The organism is Limnobacter sp. MED105, from assembly GCF_000170915.1.
Lineage (GTDB): Bacteria > Pseudomonadota > Gammaproteobacteria > Burkholderiales > Burkholderiaceae_B > Limnobacter.
The window spans coordinates 158,806-178,363 of record NZ_ABCT01000001.1 but is presented as its reverse complement, the minus strand read 5'-3'; the positions used below and the strand labels follow the sequence as shown (position 1 = coordinate 178,363).

Here is a 19,558-nt window from a genome sequence, read left to right as displayed (position 1 = left end):
AGCGGCAGTCTCAAGATGCTTACAGAGACTGATTTGAGTGGCTTGGGTGGTTGAGACCAGGAGATAAAAAGGCCGATATGATCCTTTCTCGTCACATATCGGACTGGTCAACTATCAGAACGTTTTGCTGTCAGGTGTGCATTCTGAGTCCGCCCGATTCACACTGCACCGGATTTTCTTCATGATGCTCAAACCCTGCTTGTCGTATATGCCTTGCTCGACAATCGACCCCCTGCTTTCCCTCAACATGATGGTGTACTTAATCATGTTTTCAGGGGTCAGGTCACTCCATGTTTTCTCTGGAATTGTTTGCTCTGCTCGAAGAATCAATTTCAAAGCACGATCATACTGACCGCTCCAATACTTTCTTGACTCAAGTCCAAAGCCGACCGGAAACTTGCTGGTGTTGATCACCATCTGATAGCTCAAGATCACAATCGGAAAACGATTGATAGCACCTTTGGTGCCAATGCCTCGATAGAGTTCTAGCGGTTTATATGCGGCGGCTGGTGCTGCAATCATGTCAACAATGCCATTGTTGAACTTGCTGGCGAAGTTGGTGATATCTGCAGAAACTGGTTGAGCACCAATTTTCTGGATCATCACGGCCTGTGCCTTGTCATAGTCAAAAGCTGCAATTTTCTTGCCAGCAAGATCTTCAACGGTCTGGATTTTTCGATCGTTCAGCACTGGGTAAGCCGTCCCAAAAGGGATAATACCGGCGATCTCAAATTTTCCATTGATTGCGGTTTTTGTGGAGTTTGGTGAGGAAAATACCTGAATTGCGCGACGTACTACTTCGTAACTGGCGTTCATGTCCACCTTGCCGTCTTTGACGATTGAGGATGCGCCCAGTGAGTCAATAGATGTAGTGATGGCGTTGAATTGACGGGTACGGAAACCAGTCGCAAACACTGCATCACATTCACCCGCGATAAAGTCTTGAGTGGCAATTCGCTCATCCGTGTAAGCATGAATTTTGACGTTGCCGCCCCAAGCTTTAGAGGCAACTTCATAGTCTTTAGCCATGGCAAAAATATCACCCGCAGCACCTAAAAGATCATATACACATAATTTTTGATTACCCTGCTGTGCTTGGGCGGATAAGCTGAATGAGCTTGCGAGCAGAAATGCCCAAAGTTTTTTGCGGCCAACGCGGGTAGTAAATTTCATCGTTATTGTCTCCATATGGTTTTAATATTTCATTTGATTATTACATTGGTAAAAACATATACTCTTGACCATTGAAGACTATTTTTTGACCTTTGGAGACAAATGAGTCTTTTACTTAGATCGACGGTCATGTTGGGATTTCTTGAGGTATTGAGCAGTAGTGGTAGTGATGCTCGCGAAATTGCTTCGCGGTTTGGTCTGGACCTAGACCTTGCGAATCAAGACAACGAGTTCGTCCCGATAGATGACTTTGTCAAGATGCTCGAATACGCCGCCAGAGCGAAGAATCTTCCCTGTCTCGGTTTAAGCATGTCTCCGTATCACGACATCAGCATCCTAGGCCCGCTTTCGCTGGTAATCAGCAATTTGCCCACAGTGCGCGAGGCAGTTGAATACGCAGCCAAACATATTGACATCATGAGCCCAGCAATTGAGATTGACAGTTTTCCGGAACCGTCACTGCCTCAAAGGTCCTCGTTCAATAGCTGGGTAAGTATTTCAATTAATTTGGGAAAGCCGATAGTCCACACACAAACCTTGGATATTTGCTTGGGCAATCTTCACCGTTTTATAAAGATTCTGGCAGGCGATAATTATCAATTGACTAAAGTAATCTTGCCTCATGGTTCGAAAAATCACCATGAAGTTTATGATCGATTCTTTGGTGCTCCTGTTGAGTTTGATCGTGACAAAGCAGCACTACTCTTGAGTAATTCGACTCTGGCAACTCGGCTCGATAAGCCCAATATTGAGCTTAGTCACATCGTAGATCTACACATTCAAACCAATTTCCGAAGCCTCCGTGGTACTTATTCAGCGAGGACTGCCCAAGTAATCAAAAAAATACTTGGAAGAACAGTGTGCGACAAATCTGCAGTTGCTAACCTGTTGGCGATTCACCCAAGAACTTTGCAACGGCATTTGTCTGATGAAGGCACTTCTTTTGATCAAATAAAGACACAAATCATTTGTCAAGAAGCGATTCGATATCTCACCGAGACGGAAGTTTCTATGTCTCACCTATCCTCTATCCTAGGGTTTTCCGAACAGGCCACTTTAGTCAGATTCTGCAGGCGTCACTTTGGGCGCTCTCCCCTTGCTATTCGAAAAAACACTGAACTTGCCTCCTGAATAACAGTGCCAACGGCATTCTGTTGATTTACACCCAGATTTGAATTGGGATTTGAATTGGGGTTTGCATTGAATTTTGCCCCCCCTTGGGGTCAGAATTATGTCTCGATTTTCAGTTTTTAGATCTGTTTTTCCTCCTTCCTGTTTTGCGTTGAACTGTGTTTGAAGCGGTAACTTTCGTTGCCTGTTTTACTTGTACTCGCGCCACAGCAAATCGAGTATGACGTGTTTGCGTTTCAATTCGCTGTGAATGAAAGCCGAGTTCGGTTGTGGGCGCTTCACGCTTGATGGCAAAGCAGGAGGAAACAAGCGCTGCTCATCTATTTTAACGCCAATTGAATAATCGATAGCGGCCATCTCGGCCCGTCACAGATAGTCTCACGCGGTGATGGGGCCGGCTTTGATGACCTCAGCAATTTGCTGATTGGTGAACCCAAGCCGTTCGCGCAGCCGCAGTGTTTCTAAAATCTTCCTCATGGACAACCTCCGGTTAGGCATTGGTGTGGCCGCTGTTGTTTGGTTAAAAAACCAAGCAAGGCGCCACGGTTATCAGCGAGCGATTTTAGGTTTCCAGTTTATGCTGGAATCAGTGTCCAGTTTCGACCAAAATACGCAAAACAACCCTTGCCCGATGTTTTGCCTTGAACTACTCGAAATCTTTCCACTGCCTGACCCGGTCATAGACCCGGTAAAGCCCAAGGCCACCAAATCCCGGACATGCTGCGCAGGTTCCTGTGCAGCTTCTTCGGCTTCTTGTGCTCGGTGGATACCAACTTTGAATTCTTTAACTTCACATGACCCTTGGCGTTTTTGCCTCCCACTCTCTCAAGAACAACGCGAAAGGCATCAAATCAAGATCATTTCCTAGCTCGAGCTCCGTCGCCCTCCAGCCCAAGATGGTTATTAACATCTGCTGACTGAAGCCTTGATCCTGAAATTTGCAACGATAAATCGACCCTGAAAACCCGTGAAAGTCCACGAAGCCATCCTGAATTTCGAAGCTAAGAATGCCGGAGTTCAGACTCCAGACAGCATCTTCACCATCATGAGGCGCCGAAACCAATCGATAAACCACTCCTTCTTTGTCGATATATTTAATGACCCCCCACTGGTACGCCTGTTTAATTTGCGTAGACGACTTTTGGTTTTCCTGTGCAAACCTTTCATTGCTAGCTTTATCAGATGAGCCGGTTTTTTTGTTCACCGTAATCTTCCTTACTGAACTGAGTCCTCCCCCATGCACTTCCGTTTTTCAGAGCATCAGGGGAGGACAGTTTTTTTGATATATCGAACGCGGATCATCGCTGAGATCACTCGGCCTTCACACCTCAATGTGATCAAAGAACCTGACCTTGGCCCCCATCTGTTCCAAAGCGATCCTCACCGTGAGCTCCTGAATTAACTGTTTTCCACGAAGCGTTGCACCTCGCCCCAACCCCATCTGAGCAAGAGTTAAATCAACATGGCAGGCAACCACACGATCCAAAATCGACTGAAGCAAACGAAGATCACCTTCTTGTCTTGCCAGAAAATTCAAAGCCTGCGGTGCGAAATCGACATTGCGATAGGCCTTCGCCAGCATGCTGCGAATAATGATCAATCTCTGGCTGCGATCAGGGTAAGAAATATCAAATACGTCAAACCGAGATCTAAGAGGGGCCGAAACCGAACTTAAATTATTCGAAGTCGCGACATAGATCACCCTTGAAGCGTCGAACTCAATGGACCCATATTCATCTCGCAATTCGCGGGCGGTTTGTGGCTCCAGTGCTGCAAGCAACGGCCCCTCAACAGGGTGCTGCTGAAATGAGGACATCTTGTCGATTTCATCGAGAAGAATAAGGGGCGAGGCTGTTTCACTTCTTGCCAATTCAGAGAAAATTAAACCCGTCTGACCGTTTCCCCATTTGTTGGATGTACCTGTCAGCACCCCACCCATTGATGTGGCCGAGATGTTTATATACGCGTAGCGGGTGTTCAGAGCCTCGGCCAATTCGCGAGCAAATGCGCTTTTACCTGTCCCCTTTGGTCCATCCAGCAAAATTGGCTTGAGCCTTCGCTCATGAGAGCTTTTTAAAGACCAGATTCGCATCTGCCTAAGCACGTGATCCACGACATGTGCAAAATTTGGAAAGTTAGATCGCAGGTTTTGCAGCCGCTTTTCAATCGGCGTGCTGGGCTTGATAATTCTTCTAAAGCCGTTGTTTTGAGACATTGAAACAAACAGCCGCCAGGAGCGACCAATACGTTCACGGTCCTCACCAATTTGTTCGACAAATTCTGATGTGGCTCTGGCTGTAAAGATCCGCGCCATACCCTTATATGCCCTTAGGTATGCTTTGCTATCACTCATGCACTCCTTCAAGTGCTTAAGAAACAAGCTCGTAGAGTCTGGAACTTTGAGATTCTCTGCTTTTTTCAACGCCTTTTGAGAGTGATTTTTCTTCTCCCCACCATCTTGAAATACCCAACTGGGGTGCTCGTTCGGATTGTCAGACCACTTCTTCTTTAATTCTTCGAATCGCTGAGAGTCAAAAAAATCATGAAGTTCTTCATGAAAATCTAGACTGTTAAGTTGCCTGATAAATTTATCCTTGGAAAGCAATTGCATTCTGCTTTGCAGCTCTTCTTGTCGATTTCTAGGAATGAGAATTTCACACAAGTCGCTGTAGTAGTACTCACTGCAAACTACACTTTCCTGTTGGGGAATCCCTCTCCGTAGGAAAGCGGTCTCACCAAATGGATATTTGCTGCCCTGCCCCTGGTTATTCATGCAGATTCTCCACGTACAAAATGATGGGCCAGCAAGACACTTTTCTCACCTTTATCGAATGCACGCGCGCTTGCGCAATCAGCTTCGTGCAACACAAAGCTCTCGGGAGTTTTACGCTTTCGAGCACCCGACTGATCATGCTGTCGCTTCACGGCGCAGATGGCATGTTCAAGCTGTAGTTCACGCTTAAGTGGATAATTCCCTGAATTAGAGCAAGCCGCTGCGATCCACTTGAGCATGGTTTGCTCATGGCCAAGTAGTTTGCAATTTAGATTTGTAGAATAGACGTCTGGCGCAAGACGGTAGTAATCGTCCACCTTGGCGGCATCATGTAAGAGTGCTGCAAGAAGTGTCAGACTTAAGTCAAAAGCGGGTTTACCTATGCTGCGTTGCCACGGCGACGCCGCTAAAAAGCCAAGCAAAACATTGGCCACAGTTTCTGCTGTGTGCAACACAAGTCCGTGATCGCCATTGTGATGACTGCGTGTTGAAGCCGCGTACTTTAGGAACCTGGAGAAGCGGTTGCTCTGCAACATGATTCCCAAATAAAGGGAACGATCCTCGGGGGTTAGCAATCGAAACGCCTCACTCAAGAACTCGCACAGACTTGAAGCGCAGATTGCCGTGCTTGCAGCTTGATTCAACGTGGAAGGCAATTGAGCTATTGCGTAGTCGAAAGGATTGTATTCAGGCTCACCCTCAGCTGGGCTCAATCCCGACACCCAGCAGTTCTTACCATCATCAACAGCACGGGCCCACAACGAGGGAACAACCTTCACGACCGAGTGATCTCCCAGGCCATCTGCGCCACTACAGGCTAGGTTTACAAACAGCATTCCTTGGTAGATTCGATCAGCCGCAGCGTAAACCGGTATACCAAGCTTCACGTAAGTTACGCCCTCACGCTGCTGTCTTTGCGAAACATAGCCATGTTTGGCCACGCAAATGCCAGTACCAAGTTTTGCGAACTGCGGCATATTCAGACCAGAGAAAGCACCAGTGAAAAGCTGATTAGCATCTGGATTGATGCGAACCATTTTCTGAACACAAACTTTGTTGGCGTGAATACCTTGGCTTGAACGGACTGTTTTTTTATCGGCTTGAGCGCTAAGAGAGATATTACCGGTTTGAAGTTTTGGATTGATCATGATTATTCTCCCTGAGTGTTCTTGTTTTGGTAGCTTTCAAACATTTGCAGCCATGGGCTTTGAATGGCAGGTTTGGAAGCTTGATTCACGCCGGTAACAGGTGCGGCGGATGTGGGTGCCGGTTTGGCTACTCGTGGTGGCTGGGCTTGCTCTAGGGCCTCCGAAACAGAGGACTTTTCCGCCACCGCCACAGAACTCGGAGCAATCGGCGGTGATACACCGGGACCCAAGTTGGCAGCCAACATGCGCTCAAACGCTGAGCCATCACGACGAGTCAAATTGGGTACATAGCGTGAGTACACCTTGAACAGCATTTCCGTGGAGGAATGCCCCATCTGAAATGCTATCCATTCTGGAGACTCACCTGCGGCCAGCATCAGCGTGGCAAAGGTGTGCCGGGTTTGGTACGGCGTACGGAGTTTTAACCCCAGTGAGCGCAGCATGGGGTACCACACCCGGTTACTCATGTTGCGGTTGGTCAGCGGCCCGCCATTGCCATTGGCAAACACAAATGGCGATTTCTTGCCCGTAACTTCCCACTGGGTTTTAAGGGCCTCATACACCTGCGGTGCCATTTGAATATCTCTGTTGGAATCGGCTGTTTTGGGCGTTTCCTCGTAGTCATCCACAATGGTTTCGCGAATGGTGACCAGGCGCTTTTCGAAATCGATGTATTTCCACTTCAGCCCATGAATTTCTCCAGGGCGCATGCCCGTGAAAAACTTCACCGTGAAGTAATTTCGAAAGTCTTCGCGGCAGTACTTGATGATCATCTCCACCTCTTCAATCGTGAAGGGCGTGACATCTGTCTTTTTGATCCGCATCCGTTTGATATTCTGGTACGGAGTGGTAAAGTTGAATCGATCAGCGGCTTCATCTAAGACCTGTTTCACAGACGTCATCACATGATTGATCCGTGAAGCTGACATTGTTGTTTCTGGTTTTTTGCCCGGGGCTTTGGCGAGAACTGAGCGAAATTCCAGAAGGTCCTGTTTGGTGATACTGCTGATCACCCTGTTTCCGAACTGCGGGATCAACCACTTTTCCAAGATGTCCCGCTTGGTGCGAATGTTCGAGCGCTTCCACAGCGACTCGTTTTCTTCAATGAATTTCTGAGCGAATTCAGTGAAGGTGGGATGACCTGCGGTGGAAATTTTTTCCACTGATTGCCGCACCGACTGGTTGGTCATTGGAATGGAAACCATTGGCGAGGCGGGTTGATATTGCTGAGTTTCAAGGGCTTCGATTTTCTCGAGCAGACTACTACCTGGAAAGTAATTTCTGTAGCGAAACTGCCCTGCTTTGATCTCAGACTCAATCTGGTTCATCAGATGTTCGAGCTTGTATCGATTCTGTTTCGAATCTGGCAAAACGGATCGTTCTCTACAGCGCTCCCCAAGATATCTAAAATCAAGGAAAAGCTGACCATTGTCTTTTCTTGCGCGTACGCTTCCCATGATGTCCCCTTAGATGCCAGAGGCCATCAATTTGGTGGATGCTGCTTTCTGCATATCGGCTTCAATCGCTTCCCAGATATACAAAATCTTGCGGCCACCAAAAGGACGAAAATAATGGCGACCTTCCAGCAACACTGAATCTTTCAAACGATCGCGGATGGTGCGCACGTCATATTTGATTCGTGTCGATAGCTCTTCAGTGGTTAAAAAAGTTTGTGACATATAGCCTCCATTACGTTAAACTTTCTGCACTCCAGATGATTTTTATTCATCCTGGATGACATATTGCCACGCTAAAATGCATATGTCAACTATTTTTGTCATCCTGAATGACATTTGGATTTTTAGAATGATTAAATGCCATTTATCAAGGCTCATGGGCGAGCAAAAATTGAAGGTTATAGACGTGGCGAGAGCCACTGGACTGAATAGAAATACGATTACTTTGCTTTACAACGAGACCGCCACTAGGGTTGATTTGGCAGCAATTGAGGCGCTGTGCAAGCTGTTCGACTGCCAGGTGGGCGACTTGTTTGAATTGGTAGACGAGCAGGACTAGCGATATGTGCGGTCGGTATGTTCTCGAAGGACCAGTTTCCCGGTTAACAGCATATTTCGATGCACGTTATACGGAAGAAGAGAGCCGCTTCAAGAACAGCTACAACATTGCACCCACTACATGGGTACCTGTGGTGCGAATAAATCGAGAAGGCAAACGGGTAATTCTCAACCATGTTTGGGGGCTGATTCCCCATTGGGCAAAAGACAAATCTGGAAGTGCGAAATTGAATAATGCTCGCGGAGAAACTGTCCATGAGAAGCCATCTTTTCGAACAGCTTTCAAAAAGTTTCGCTGTTTAATTCCCGCAAGCGGCTACTACGAATGGCAAGCCCCGTCAGAGGGCAGTGAAAACCGCAAGCAACCTTTTTATATTTACCCCAATGAAACACCCTACTTCGCAATGGCTGGCGTTTGTGATCACTGGATCGATAAAACAAGTGGTGAGCTTGTCATGAGCACTGCCATCATTACCACCGAACCTAGCGAGAAGCTGAAGCAAGTTCACGACCGCATGCCAGTGATGATCTCGAAAGAGGATTGGGCTGTGTGGTTGGATCCAAAGAATCAAGATGTGAAGGCACTAAGGCAACTTATTTCTAGTAGCGACGACTTGAATTTTCATGCTGTAGGATTTGGCGTTAGTGGGGTTGGGAAGAATAGGATTGATTCCCAGGGCCTGATTGACCCGTACCAACCTGAATAACGCCCGCGAAAGAACGACCTTTAAAGTAATAAATGAGTTTAATGCATTGATTACTGCTTCCGCTTGTCGGCCAGAGCGGACCTGTGACTTTTGACTTAGAACGTCTCCAGAGAAATCTTAAACGGACTTTGTGTAACACCTGAGTTCGGCGGCATTTGAGGCGATGCCTGTTTTTGCGGAAGCAAAAATGGGTGACGGGTCAAATGTCCACTGTATCGATTTGTTAGATGCCGCTTTCTCGAAACTCATCAATCCTCGCCAAGTACTCAAAAAACAGCTCCTCAGCCGTTTCTATTTCAAGCTGTGCACAATCTACGCCCTTCTCAAGAAGGTATTTTTGGAGGGCAATACTTGCAAGATAGTAAATGTAGAACTTCGACTCCTCCTCCTCCAAATTGAGCGAACTGATACCGTTTCGGATGCGGTCATGTAGGTGAGGGTGCTTTACCTGCCACAGACCCGAAATCTTCTCAGGGATAAAGACACAAGAGACGAGCAGCAAAACGATTGAAACCCCTACAAATCGGCGCTCACTTTCGTTTGTACCCGCCTCAATGAAAAATGTGGTTGCATAATTATCCGCATCTTTTTCTTGGTCAAGAGTCCAGTCTTTGTCTTCATTTACGACATGTCCCAACACTAGGTGCCCGTACTCGTGAAATAGTAAAAAATTCACGGCCTGCAAAAAAAGGCTATTCACCTTTGGTACGTAAAACTGCTCAGCTTCGCTCTCCACTTTGGCTGGATTTGGGAGTTCATCTATGCTCCAGTCGGAATAACAACGGACAAACTTGATAGCCCAGCTCTGTAGCGCTGCCGCACGTTGAAGCAACGAATTGTTGAACTCTAAACTTCCGCTGAAAGTGCCGGCGAGCATTGGCTTCTGTATGCCTTCTTCGTAAAGTACGAAGCTCGAGTAAACAAATGCCCACAAATATGCAAGATGTGATTCATAGATTGTGATCTCTCTTGTTTTCACGTTTGCATGTGGCACTTTCGGAGGGACCTTGTCGAGAATCAACTCTAGGGTCGGGACCACTTTTCTACTCGCCACAGCCAATTCGAGATCGTGTGCATTAGATTGTGCACGTCGTTCAAATTCATAAACAACGTTGTGTTCCAGGATTGAGATTGGGAGCCTAGACTTACTCATAAAGCCACCTAACACTAACTTAACGGGTTGGTTTGAAGCGCCAGCGGAAAACTAATCCCGTTGACGTAATTGTCAAGCATTGAAGTACGTCTCCAGGTCATTCTGTGACCAGCTACCTCGACCTGGTTTGCCGGGAGCTCCTGCTAATCCGGGTCGCCCCGGCTTACCGCCAAAACCAAGCGCACCCGGTGTACCACCGATCCCGGGCCGACTTGGCAGGTAACCAGTCGAATTTCGAAGAAATCCCAAAGCTTGATTGCGGTTATCGTAAAGAACACCGCCTTCGAACCAACCAATATGCTGACCTCTGAGCGAATAGACGTTTTCTCCGTTTATCCACGCTACAACTTGGCCTCGATTATTGCGGAAACAATCATTATCGAAAATGACGGTGGCTTGACCATTTCGCCCGAACATCCAATCCGACACATTCCTCTCCTTGACGCTTAACGTAGAAATGACCAGCGAACATTAGGCACGCGAACGCATACCGATAGGCCGTCCGTGTCTATTGCTATGTTATACCTCTTCGCCCCGTTCTCGATCTGCGACTTCTTTCGGAATGATCCACCATCCGCCTCTCTTCGCCGGGACCAGCCGTTCGATTGCGATGTTTTCGAGATTATCTTGAGGTAGCCGAGCGACATCTGGCGCCGTCGGAGCCTTCGTGAACGATTTGAGGTGTTCGACAAGTTTTCGCTCCACCTCCGGAGACAAGGGGATGGGAGCCTCACGAGAGGATTGAGCATTCGGGGCATGCTTTCTCCACAGCGAGGCGACGACGCCACCGGGGTCACCCGGCGGCTGGGGAGCCAACTTGTGCAAGCCGATCTGACGCTCCTCCTCTGGGATAGAGGAGAGTTCCTGATTGATTCGCGTGATATCGGCCTTCAGGTCCGGACCCCAGACGAAGTCTTGCCGTTTACTCAGAAATGCTGGTGCGCAGCGACGGTGGAGTTTGTCCCCCGACACGAAGATGTGGCAGAAAGGCAAGTAGAAAAGATAGGCAATGTCAGCACGATTCGAGGGCCGATCGGAAGAGATCAGATTGGCCGCGAGCGCAATTTGGAAGAAGATCTCGACTTTCAGCACGTGCGCCGCATAGCTTGCGAACTCCGCCAGCGACGGAAAGCCTGCGTCCGACCAACGCTGAATAATGGGACCCCACAGATGCTGCGGGATATGAACGAAGGAGAAGAGCAGACCGAGTTGCTGCTCCGGCGCAAATCTCGTATTCACAAGCGAGGCGGCGATGCCATACGCTTGCTCAATCGTCTTGCAGCTTTGAGGCGTTATGCCAAGTGCGCGCATCCTCGACGCAACTTCAGGCAGATTGAGATCCGACAGCATTGCACGCCAAGCAGAAGCCGACTCCCGTTCAATGTCTTGAAATTGCCCGCGCTGCCATCGGGAGAAGGCTTCGGCTTCGGGAGAATTCTTGAACACGACGCCCGCCTTGCCGTCTACGCCTCTGACCGGTCGGCCCCCTGCAAGGGGAACTTGACCAAAGTGCGGCGCCTCATGACCCATCAGGTTCGCTATGCAGATCTGTGAGTGATGTACGCAAGGCGCTCCCGACATGACAGGCGTTTTGTCCGCAATGATGCGGACAAGGTCTTCAGGAGTTCGTGTACCTACACGGGTTCGCTTGCTCAGATCGGCGAGGGTTTCAACAAAAAACAAGGGGCAGATGACAGGCAGAAAGAAATGATCAAACCACACCGACTCATCGAGCGTGAGAGACTGCAAGAAGGATTTGTCGAAGAGCGCTATTGGACCCACGGCGTCACCAACGAGGTCTAACGCCCAGCATCAGCGGCGGCGCGAAGCGCCGTCCGCTGCATGCTGTTGTTAGGCGACCAAGGGGAGACTGTCACAGCACCTCACCGATTTTGGAGAACAGGCGCTCGAAGCGTGCCAGTTCATCGGGCTTAAGTGTCGCAGCCGTCAGCGCCGGCAGTACCGCCTGCGCGACGCGGTAGTGGTTGAAGCCGCCATCCTTCAGCAGCGTGATGTTCTTTGCCTTGAGCCAGTGGTTGATGCGCTCGATCATGCGCGGCTGCGCGCCAAGATCGGCCGCGGTCAGCGTCACGCCGTTCAACTCCTTGCCGTAGGCTTGGTTGAACGCTTCGATATAGGCGTCGGTGGGCAACAGGTCTTCGATGTCGGCTTCGGCCGGAGCCGGGTCGATGAACATGGAGAAGTCGAGGACGCGCTTGCGCTCGATCAGTTTCTGCCGCACCAGGTCTTCCAGCTTCTGGTTAGGGCTGGCGGCGCGGTCATGCAACACCACGAGCTTCAGCTTGTTCGACCCGAGCAGCGCGACGAAGGTAGCCAACTTGTCCAGACCGCCGACCGGCACCAGAATCGCGTCCCCCACCCCCTGCTTGTCGCTGGCTTCCAGCAACGCGCCCATATGCTGCAGCAGAATCAGGTCCGCCGGCCCTTCGATCAGGACGTTTTTCTTGGCGATGAAGAGGTTCTGCGCGATGGAGTAGCCGAGCGCGGCCTGCAGCGGGAACACGCTTTCGTCCGATGAGCCGGCCAAGTCACCGGTGATCTTGGTGCCTTCCTTGACGCGGTCTTCGACGACTCGCACTTCGTCCAGGCACGCGCTGTCCACCATGAAAGGCGAGTGTGTCGTGTAGATGATCTGATGCTGCGTCGACAGCTCGCGAATGTAGGCCAGGAAGTCGGCCTGCGCCAGCGCGTGCAGGTTCAGGCCCGGCTCGTCGAGCAGAAGAACGAGCGCGTCCTGCGTCGCGGCGCGCGACTGCACGGCGTCGAACCAGACCAAGAAGCTGAAGAACCAGATGAAGCCCTTGCTGCGCTGGTCAAACGGCACCGTGACGCCGTGGCGGCGGTTCTTAATGCGGATATAGAGGTTGACACCGCTGTTGTAGGGCGCAACGTCCTTGCTATCGGTCTTGAGATCGAACTCTACGTCCAAGTCCTGGTTCTGCTTCCAGAACTCGAAGACCTTCTGGGTGATGTTCAGGCCGATGGCTTCTAGCTTCGCTTTCGCGGTTTCGTAGCCCTCGTCGCTCATCAACTCCTGCAGAGTCGTTCCGGCGAGCTGCAGAAGCCCCTGCGCGGTTTCGTCGGCGTCAGTCAATTGCTTCGCGGCTTCGCGCTGCTGCAGCGCAGGCAGATTGATCTTGCCTTCGAGCAGCTTGTAGTCGTCGAAGTAGAGGAACTTTGGCAGTGCCGGCAACAGGTAGGTCTGCCAGATATGGCCGTCAACCAGTCCCCAGCCGTTCGCCTTGATCGCCCGTGCACGCCACTGTGCAGCGAACTTCGCCAGGCGGTTGTCCGTTGGCAGGTTCAGGCCTTCGATTTTGGCAAGCACGTCGGCGAGCGACGTGGCCCCGGCAAAGACTTCGTCCTGGTGCTCCAGATCGCTTAGCGGCTTCTGCTGCGCGACCAAGGCCGCTTTCTGGTCGATATGGAAGCCGATGGTATTCGTGTTGGCGATGGTCGTATCGCGTATGAAGGTACTGCCGGCGGCGACGATCTGCGCACCCCCGAAGACTTCCTTGTTGATCGTGTCGGCCAGCTCCTTCTCGATGCGAAAAGTCAACTGCACGACCTTCTGATAGTTTTTCGCCTCGTGCTGAGGTCGGTAGCGCACCAGGTCCTTGCGCGGGTAATCGGCGACGTAGTCGTATCCGGCGGCGCCGAGCGGCAGCGCTTTATACAGCGCTTCGAGGAAGGCCGTCTTGCCGGACTCGTTCTTGCCAACCAGCACCGTCACGTCATCGGCAAGCGCCACGGGCGTTGAATCCTCAATGGACTTGTATTTCCAGACCTGCGCCTTGACGAGTGTTAGCACTATGCCCTCCGATTTCTCATGATTCCATCAACTGCGAGCGGGCTAGGATTGGTCGCCTAACTTGATTTATCGAATAACAAAGGCGATATCCATTTATCCGCACATAGCAAAAGATTTCTTTAAATTAACTATTTCAAATATTTACAAAGCATCGCATGAACAGGATGAAAAATAAACCTAGGTTATTCGCCGCAAAATGTTGAACCTGGAACTCGATTTCGAAGGTCAGATCTATCATCGACAACTGCTAAGGTTCCGAAGTCTGCTTTTGCAAATAACTCAGACGTCCCAGCCATCAGTCCTAATGGCTTCTTCGGCCGAATTGCGGTTACTCAATCAAAACAAGCGAATAATTTGGGCACAAGTGTGCCCTATTTCAAACCGATACTCTTGTGCCCATCGTGCCCAAAATTTTTGGGCACAGAATGGGCACAAACATGCTGAGAAAAACAAGCAGATTTTGGATAGAGAAGACTAGTTTTTGACGGAAACACCCAAACGGCGGGCTTTCGGAGGAAAACGAAAATGGCGCGGCTGGCGGGGATCGAACCCACGACCCTTGGCTTCGGAGGCCAATACTCTATCCACTGAGCTACAGCCGCGCGAGAAGGCGTTAGTGTACACCAGCGCTGGTATCTAGGATACTGACGGCAACTATCCACCGTATTGCACCTAAAAAATGAAATTAACGACTATTCTGCGCTCAAAAGCACTGTTGATTCCACTCGCCATTGTCGTGTTGTTCTACCTGTTCGCCTGGGCTGGCTTGCCGCGCCTGGTGCACTGGCAAGCCGAAAAGCAGGTGCTGGAACGCTCGGGCCATGTACTGAAAATGGAACTGCCCGAAGTCAACCCCTTCAAACTGACCGTGCGTATCCCCAAGCTGAGCCTGGCCACACCCGAGGGCGAGCAGTTGGTGGCCTTTGACCACCTGTTCGTCGATTTGTCCGGTGCCGACCTGTTCACCGGCCTTGTTGCGCTGGATCAAATTGACCTGAAAAACCTGAACCTGAATGTGGCGCTGCTGCCCGAAGGCAAGAACAACTTCACCGCCCTGCTGGATACATTCAAGACCGATGAACCCGAAGAAGAAAATACCGAGCCACCCGCATTTTTGTTAAGCCATTTGTTGATTAGTGATGCGGCTGTTGATTTCGAAGACCGCCGCAAGCCCGATGGCCTGAAAACCCGCTTTGCGCCACTGAACCTGGAGCTGCGCGACCTGGCCACCCGTTCCGAAACCGATGGCGACTTTGTGTTGAACGCTGTGACCGGGCTGGACGCCGAGCTGAAACTGCGCGCGCAAATTCAGTTGGCTGACCCGTCGGCCACAGGTGAATTCTCGCTGACCGGCTTGAACATCGCCAAGCTTGAACCCCTGCTGGCACCGCTGTTGCCCACAGCCCCACCTGCCGGCAGTGCCGACCTGGCCTTGAACTTTGATGTGAACCTGAAAGAAGAACCTGCGACCACACCGGGCGCCGAAGCCGCACAACCCAAAGTACTGATCAACAACATCAACGCGGAAGTGCGTGAATTCAGCCTTGCAGCCAAGCCCCAAGGTGCATCAGCGGCTGCGAAATTTTCCAGACTGAACCTCAACAATGCAAACTTCGATTTACAGGCCAACAAAGCCGACGTTGCGGGTGTTGTGCTGGCCGGCCTGCAACTAAACCACAGCAACAAAGCCAAGGCGATTGGACTGGACACCATTGAAGTGGGTCCAATTGCAGTGGACTTGACTGAGCAACATGCAGAAGTAAACGCAGCCACCGTGAAAGGTGGTGCAGTGAATGTGAAGCGCAACGCCAAGGGCGAGCTTGATTTGATGGCGACGATTAACGACTGGATTCCAGCCAACAAGCCCGTTGCGAAAGCAGCCGATGATCCACCAGCCCGGCCCTGGACCTATGCAGTCAACACCATCGACCTTTCCGGCATCAATGCCAATATTCAAGACCAAACGGTAAGCCCTGCGTTGAACATTGGTTTGAACAATATTGCGGTGTCAACCAACGGTGTGACACAAGACCTTTCCAAAACACTGCCACTGAAAGCAAGCCTGAATGTGGCCAGTGGCGGAAGCATCGCCGTGAATGGCAACTTCAACCCCAGCACCGCCGCCACCCAAATGACTGTGGAAGTGAATGCGCTGGCCTTGAAACCAGCTCAGCCTTTCATCGGCCAGTTTGCCAAACTGAATCTGGTCAGTGGGGCGGTTTACACCAAAGGCAAAGCCACCTACAACGCCAAAGAACAGGGCTATGTCGGCAGCTTGACCATTGGCAGCCTGCGCCTGAATGAAGCCGGCACCAACAACTCGTTTTTCGAATTCAGAAAGCTGTTTACCCCCGGCCTGCGCGTGAATGCCCAAGGCTTGAACATTCAGCGCTTAACACTTGAAGGCCTGGACACAGCACTGTTGATTGCGAAAGACAAATCAACCAACATCAGCCGAATTTTGGTCAACAAGGAAGAACCTGCAAAGCCGGCCGACAACACTCCCTCTGCATTCGCAGTCAATATTGACCGCTTCAATATTGCCAACAGTGAAATGGACTTTGCCGATGAGTCGCTGTTCATTCCGTTTGGTACGCGTATTCACAGCCTGGAGGGCGTGGTGAATGGCTTGTCGAACAAGCCCGGTACCCGTGGTGAACTGGCTTTGAAGGGCGCAGTCGATGAGTTTGGTGAGGCCGATGCACAAGGCACCATTAACCTGCTGGACCCCACCGCCTACATGGACATTGCCGTGAAATTCAGCAATGTCGAAATGCGCAACCTGACACCCTATTCCGGCACCTTTGCGAACCGAAAAATCGAGTCGGGCAAGTTGTCGTTGAACCTGGTGTACAACATTGAAAACCAGCAACTCAACAGCAGCAACCAAGTGATTGTCGACAAACTGAAACTGGGCGAACGTGTGCAAAGCCCGCAAGGCCGCGACCTGCCCCTTGAGTTGGCAATTGCCATTCTGGAAGACAGCAATGGCCGAATCGATTTGGGCCTGCCCATCACAGGCGACTTGAACGATCCCCAGTTCAGCTACGGTGCCATTGTCTGGAAAGCCATTGGCAATGTGCTGACCAAAATCGTGACGGCACCCTTCCGGGCCCTGGGTGCCCTGTTCGGTGGTGGCGATTCAGATGAACTGGGCAAGATTGAATTCACCGCCGGGGCCAATACGCTCAGCCCTTCTCAGCGGGAAGGCTTGAAAAAATTGGGCGAAGCACTGACCACCCGCCCCAACCTCGCGCTGACCGTGCAAGGCACTTGGGCACCAGCCGACAAAACCGCAATTCAAAACCTGCAAATGCGCCGCGCTGTAGCCACACAGGCAGGCGAAAAACTGCAGCCGGGTGAAAACCCCGGCCCACTGGCCTTGAACAATGAAGCCACTCAAAAAGCAATTGAAGCACTGTTTGAAAAACGCTTCAGCGGTGGCGAACTGGCCTCGCTGAAAACCGGTTTCAGAAAAGCCAACCCGGGCCAACTGGAACAGGGTGTGGCAGGCAAAGCCTTGGGACAAATCACCAATTTGTTCAAAGACACACGCGAGCTGAGCGACGCTGAAGTGAATGCACTGAAAGGCAAAAACTTCTACGCCGTGCTTGCGCAAAAGCTGCAAGATTCTGAAGAAGTAAGCACTGCACAATTGCAAACCTTGGCCACAGAGCGCCAGCAACTGGTGAGCACTGGCCTGACCACAGCGGGTGTGCCCGCCGAGCGCGTGAAAACCGATACACCCAAGGAAACCAAAGCCAATGATGACAAAACCGTGCCGATGGAACTGGGTGTGGCTGTGAACAAGTAAGCCACCAAAAGCTAGACAATAAACCCCGCCTGGCTGGCCAACACCTCGCGGGTTACCCGAATAAATTCGCGGGTTTTGGCGGGCATGGGATTGGCATAAGGGCACACGGCAAAAATATCGGCTGGTGCCCCTGCCCAGTCGGGCAGCACACGCACCAGCACGCCAGTTTTCAGTTCTTGTTGAATGTCCCATTCCGAGCGCAACAACACACCCTTGCCCTGCAAGGCCCATTGCACGGAAACATCCCCATCGTTTGAACTCACTGGCCCATGCACCTTGACGGTGGTCTCCTGCTTGCCGTTGCGCAATTGCCAATTGTTAAACGTGTGGTTCTCTTGCCGAATCACCAGGCAGTCGTGCCGGGTTAAATCGCCAGGGGTGTTCAATTCACCCGTCGCAGCCAAATACGACGGCGCCGCACACAATATTCGCCGGTTGCTGGCCAGCTTCTGGGCAATCAGCCTTTGGTCGGGCGGTTCACCAAAGCGCACCGACAAATCAAAGCCGCCCTCGATTAAATCAATGGGGTGATCCGTCAGTTCCAGAATCACCTCCACCGCCGGGAATTCGGCATGGTAAGCCGACACCACATTGGCCACGTGTTTGCGACCAAAACCCAAACTGGCGTTGACCCGAAGCAGGCCGCGCGGGGTGTCTTGCCCGGCACGCAAGGTGGCCTCCAGCACATCAATTTGACGAAGAATGTTGGCCCCCTCGGCCAGGTAACGTTCACCCTCGGCACTCAAACCAATGCGCCGCGTACTGCGGTGAAGTAGGCGAACACCCAGCCTTTTTTCCAGTGCAGCCAGTCGGCGGCTGACAGCAGGCGGTGTCACATCAAAAGCCATGGCCGCACTGGCCAGACTTTCGTGGCGCACCAGTTCACTGAAAAAAGCAAGATCGGACAAATGCTTCAAAAACTACCTCAACAATGATTCGTGCGTATTTGTTAATAATATTTTAAATATTGAATCATTGTAGATATTTTTATAACGAATACACTGGGCGCTTCCACATCTACGGCACACCACCCATGTCTTGGCTCGCTCTTCCTGATTTGCTCCTTGTTTTGTCGTTGGGCGCGGCTTTGGGTTTCTTCGGTGGGCTGTTTGGTATCGGGGGCGGTATTATTGCCGTCCCGCTTTTTATTATCGGGTTTGGCATGGACCAGGCCCTGGCCCAAGGCACCGCACTGGTGTTGATGGTGCCCAATTTGTTGATTGGCTGGTGGCGTTACAACCAGCACCACAAATTGCCGTGGTTGGCCGTGGCCGCCATTGGTATTACTGCCACTATCACCACCTGGTTAACCGCCAAGCTGGCCGTTCGCCTGGATCAAAACCTGCTGCACTGGATATTCAACCTGTTTATTTTGGCAGTGGGCCTGCGCATGCTGTTGCTGCGCAAAAACCCCAGCGCGAATTCAGACAACAGCGACCAACCCCGCACCGCAACCATGCCAATTGTGGGTGTGCTGGGCGGCACCAGCATGGGCTTGCTGGGCATGGGGGGCGGTTTGGTGGCCACACCCATGTTGACCACCGTGTTCAAACACACTCAAACCACGGCGCAGGCTTTGTCACTGGCCTTGGTGGCACCCAGCTCTGTGATGGCACTGACCACTTATGCCAATGCCCACCGCGTGAACTGGGAATTGGGTTTACCCCTGGCGTTTGGCGGGCTGTTTACGGTATCGGCCGGTGTGGCCATTGCGCACTACTTGCCTGAAAAGGCGCTTCGAAGAAGCTTTGCAGCAGTCATGATCGTTGCAGCTTTCTGGCTGATTTTGCAATCACTACACACGCACTAAGC

Annotated in this window: 17 protein-coding genes and 1 tRNA gene; 5 read left to right on the top strand and 13 right to left on the bottom strand. The window is 51.1% G+C overall.

Annotated elements, in window-relative coordinates:
• Nucleotides 1-114: 114 nt before the first annotated feature.
• The gene (locus tag LMED105_RS00810; RefSeq protein ID WP_008247221.1) at nt 115-1,173 is read right to left on the bottom strand and encodes a putative solute-binding protein; all 1,059 of its coding nucleotides are present in this window, start codon (nt 1,171-1,173) and stop codon (nt 115-117) included.
• Between the two features lie 102 nt (nt 1,174-1,275).
• On the opposite strand from LMED105_RS00810, the gene LMED105_RS00805 reads away from it, so the two are divergent.
• Nucleotides 1,276-2,304, top strand: coding sequence for an AraC family transcriptional regulator (locus LMED105_RS00805; protein WP_040512019.1), 1,029 nt, complete (start codon nt 1,276-1,278; stop codon nt 2,302-2,304).
• 189 nt (nt 2,305-2,493) lie between these two features.
• Here the strand turns inward: LMED105_RS00805 and LMED105_RS16740 are convergent, their stop codons facing one another.
• The 6 genes from LMED105_RS16740 to LMED105_RS00780 form a co-directional block, all read right to left on the bottom strand.
• Complete coding sequence (locus LMED105_RS16740) at nt 2,494-2,661, bottom strand: hypothetical protein (protein ID WP_008247210.1); 168 nt, start codon at nt 2,659-2,661, stop codon at nt 2,494-2,496.
• Nucleotides 2,662-3,094: 433 nt separating this feature from the next.
• Nucleotides 3,095-3,508, bottom strand: coding sequence for a hypothetical protein (locus tag LMED105_RS00800; protein WP_040512017.1), 414 nt, complete (start codon nt 3,506-3,508; stop codon nt 3,095-3,097).
• A gap of 117 nt (nt 3,509-3,625) precedes the next feature.
• Nucleotides 3,626-5,077, bottom strand: a complete 1,452-nt coding sequence (locus LMED105_RS00795; RefSeq protein WP_008247205.1) for an AAA family ATPase — start codon at nt 5,075-5,077, stop codon at nt 3,626-3,628.
• Nucleotides 5,074-6,225, bottom strand: coding sequence for a hypothetical protein (locus LMED105_RS00790; protein WP_008247202.1), 1,152 nt, complete (start codon nt 6,223-6,225; stop codon nt 5,074-5,076). The genes LMED105_RS00795 and LMED105_RS00790 overlap by 4 nt, the downstream gene beginning before the upstream one ends.
• A gap of 2 nt (nt 6,226-6,227) precedes the next feature.
• Nucleotides 6,228-7,682, bottom strand: coding sequence for an Arm DNA-binding domain-containing protein (locus LMED105_RS00785; protein ID WP_083797050.1), 1,455 nt, complete (start codon nt 7,680-7,682; stop codon nt 6,228-6,230).
• A 9-nt stretch (nt 7,683-7,691) separates the two neighbouring features.
• The gene (locus tag LMED105_RS00780) at nt 7,692-7,904 is read right to left on the bottom strand and encodes a hypothetical protein (RefSeq protein WP_008247198.1); all 213 of its coding nucleotides are present in this window, start codon (nt 7,902-7,904) and stop codon (nt 7,692-7,694) included.
• A 127-nt stretch (nt 7,905-8,031) separates the two neighbouring features.
• On the opposite strand from LMED105_RS00780, the gene LMED105_RS00775 reads away from it, so the two are divergent.
• Both LMED105_RS00775 and LMED105_RS00770 read left to right on the top strand, forming a co-directional pair.
• Nucleotides 8,032-8,241 carry a helix-turn-helix transcriptional regulator gene (locus LMED105_RS00775; protein ID WP_040512143.1) on the top strand — a complete coding sequence of 70 codons (210 nt, stop codon included), beginning with the start codon at nt 8,032-8,034 and terminating at the stop codon, nt 8,239-8,241.
• Between the two features lie 4 nt (nt 8,242-8,245).
• Nucleotides 8,246-8,947 (top strand): SOS response-associated peptidase, encoded by a 702-nt coding sequence (locus LMED105_RS00770; RefSeq protein ID WP_008247195.1) that lies wholly within the window; start codon nt 8,246-8,248, stop codon nt 8,945-8,947.
• A 223-nt stretch (nt 8,948-9,170) separates the two neighbouring features.
• Here the strand turns inward: LMED105_RS00770 and LMED105_RS00765 are convergent, their stop codons facing one another.
• The 5 genes from LMED105_RS00765 to LMED105_RS00745 form a co-directional block, all read right to left on the bottom strand.
• Nucleotides 9,171-10,100, bottom strand: coding sequence for a phage exclusion protein Lit family protein (locus LMED105_RS00765; protein WP_008247193.1), 930 nt, complete (start codon nt 10,098-10,100; stop codon nt 9,171-9,173).
• A gap of 72 nt (nt 10,101-10,172) precedes the next feature.
• Complete coding sequence (locus LMED105_RS16735; RefSeq protein ID WP_040512015.1) at nt 10,173-10,529, bottom strand: 4-fold beta flower protein; 357 nt, start codon at nt 10,527-10,529, stop codon at nt 10,173-10,175.
• A gap of 90 nt (nt 10,530-10,619) precedes the next feature.
• The gene (locus LMED105_RS00755) at nt 10,620-11,882 is read right to left on the bottom strand and encodes a hypothetical protein (protein WP_008247191.1); all 1,263 of its coding nucleotides are present in this window, start codon (nt 11,880-11,882) and stop codon (nt 10,620-10,622) included.
• A 91-nt stretch (nt 11,883-11,973) separates the two neighbouring features.
• The gene (locus LMED105_RS00750; protein WP_008247186.1) at nt 11,974-13,932 is read right to left on the bottom strand and encodes an AAA family ATPase; all 1,959 of its coding nucleotides are present in this window, start codon (nt 13,930-13,932) and stop codon (nt 11,974-11,976) included.
• Between the two features lie 526 nt (nt 13,933-14,458).
• Nucleotides 14,459-14,534: transfer RNA gene (locus LMED105_RS00745), tRNA-Arg, on the bottom strand.
• 77 nt (nt 14,535-14,611) lie between these two features.
• Between LMED105_RS00745 and LMED105_RS00740 the strand changes: the two genes are divergently transcribed.
• Nucleotides 14,612-17,746, top strand: coding sequence for a DUF748 domain-containing protein (locus LMED105_RS00740; RefSeq protein WP_008247183.1), 3,135 nt, complete (start codon nt 14,612-14,614; stop codon nt 17,744-17,746).
• 11 nt (nt 17,747-17,757) lie between these two features.
• On the opposite strand, the gene LMED105_RS00735 is transcribed toward LMED105_RS00740, so the two are convergent.
• Nucleotides 17,758-18,663: a LysR family transcriptional regulator gene (locus LMED105_RS00735; RefSeq protein WP_008247181.1), complete on the bottom strand. Its 906-nt coding sequence runs from the start codon at nt 18,661-18,663 to the stop codon at nt 17,758-17,760.
• Between the two features lie 116 nt (nt 18,664-18,779).
• Between LMED105_RS00735 and LMED105_RS00730 the strand changes: the two genes are divergently transcribed.
• Nucleotides 18,780-19,556, top strand: coding sequence for a sulfite exporter TauE/SafE family protein (locus tag LMED105_RS00730; protein ID WP_008247180.1), 777 nt, complete (start codon nt 18,780-18,782; stop codon nt 19,554-19,556).
• Nucleotides 19,557-19,558 lie beyond the last annotated feature (2 nt).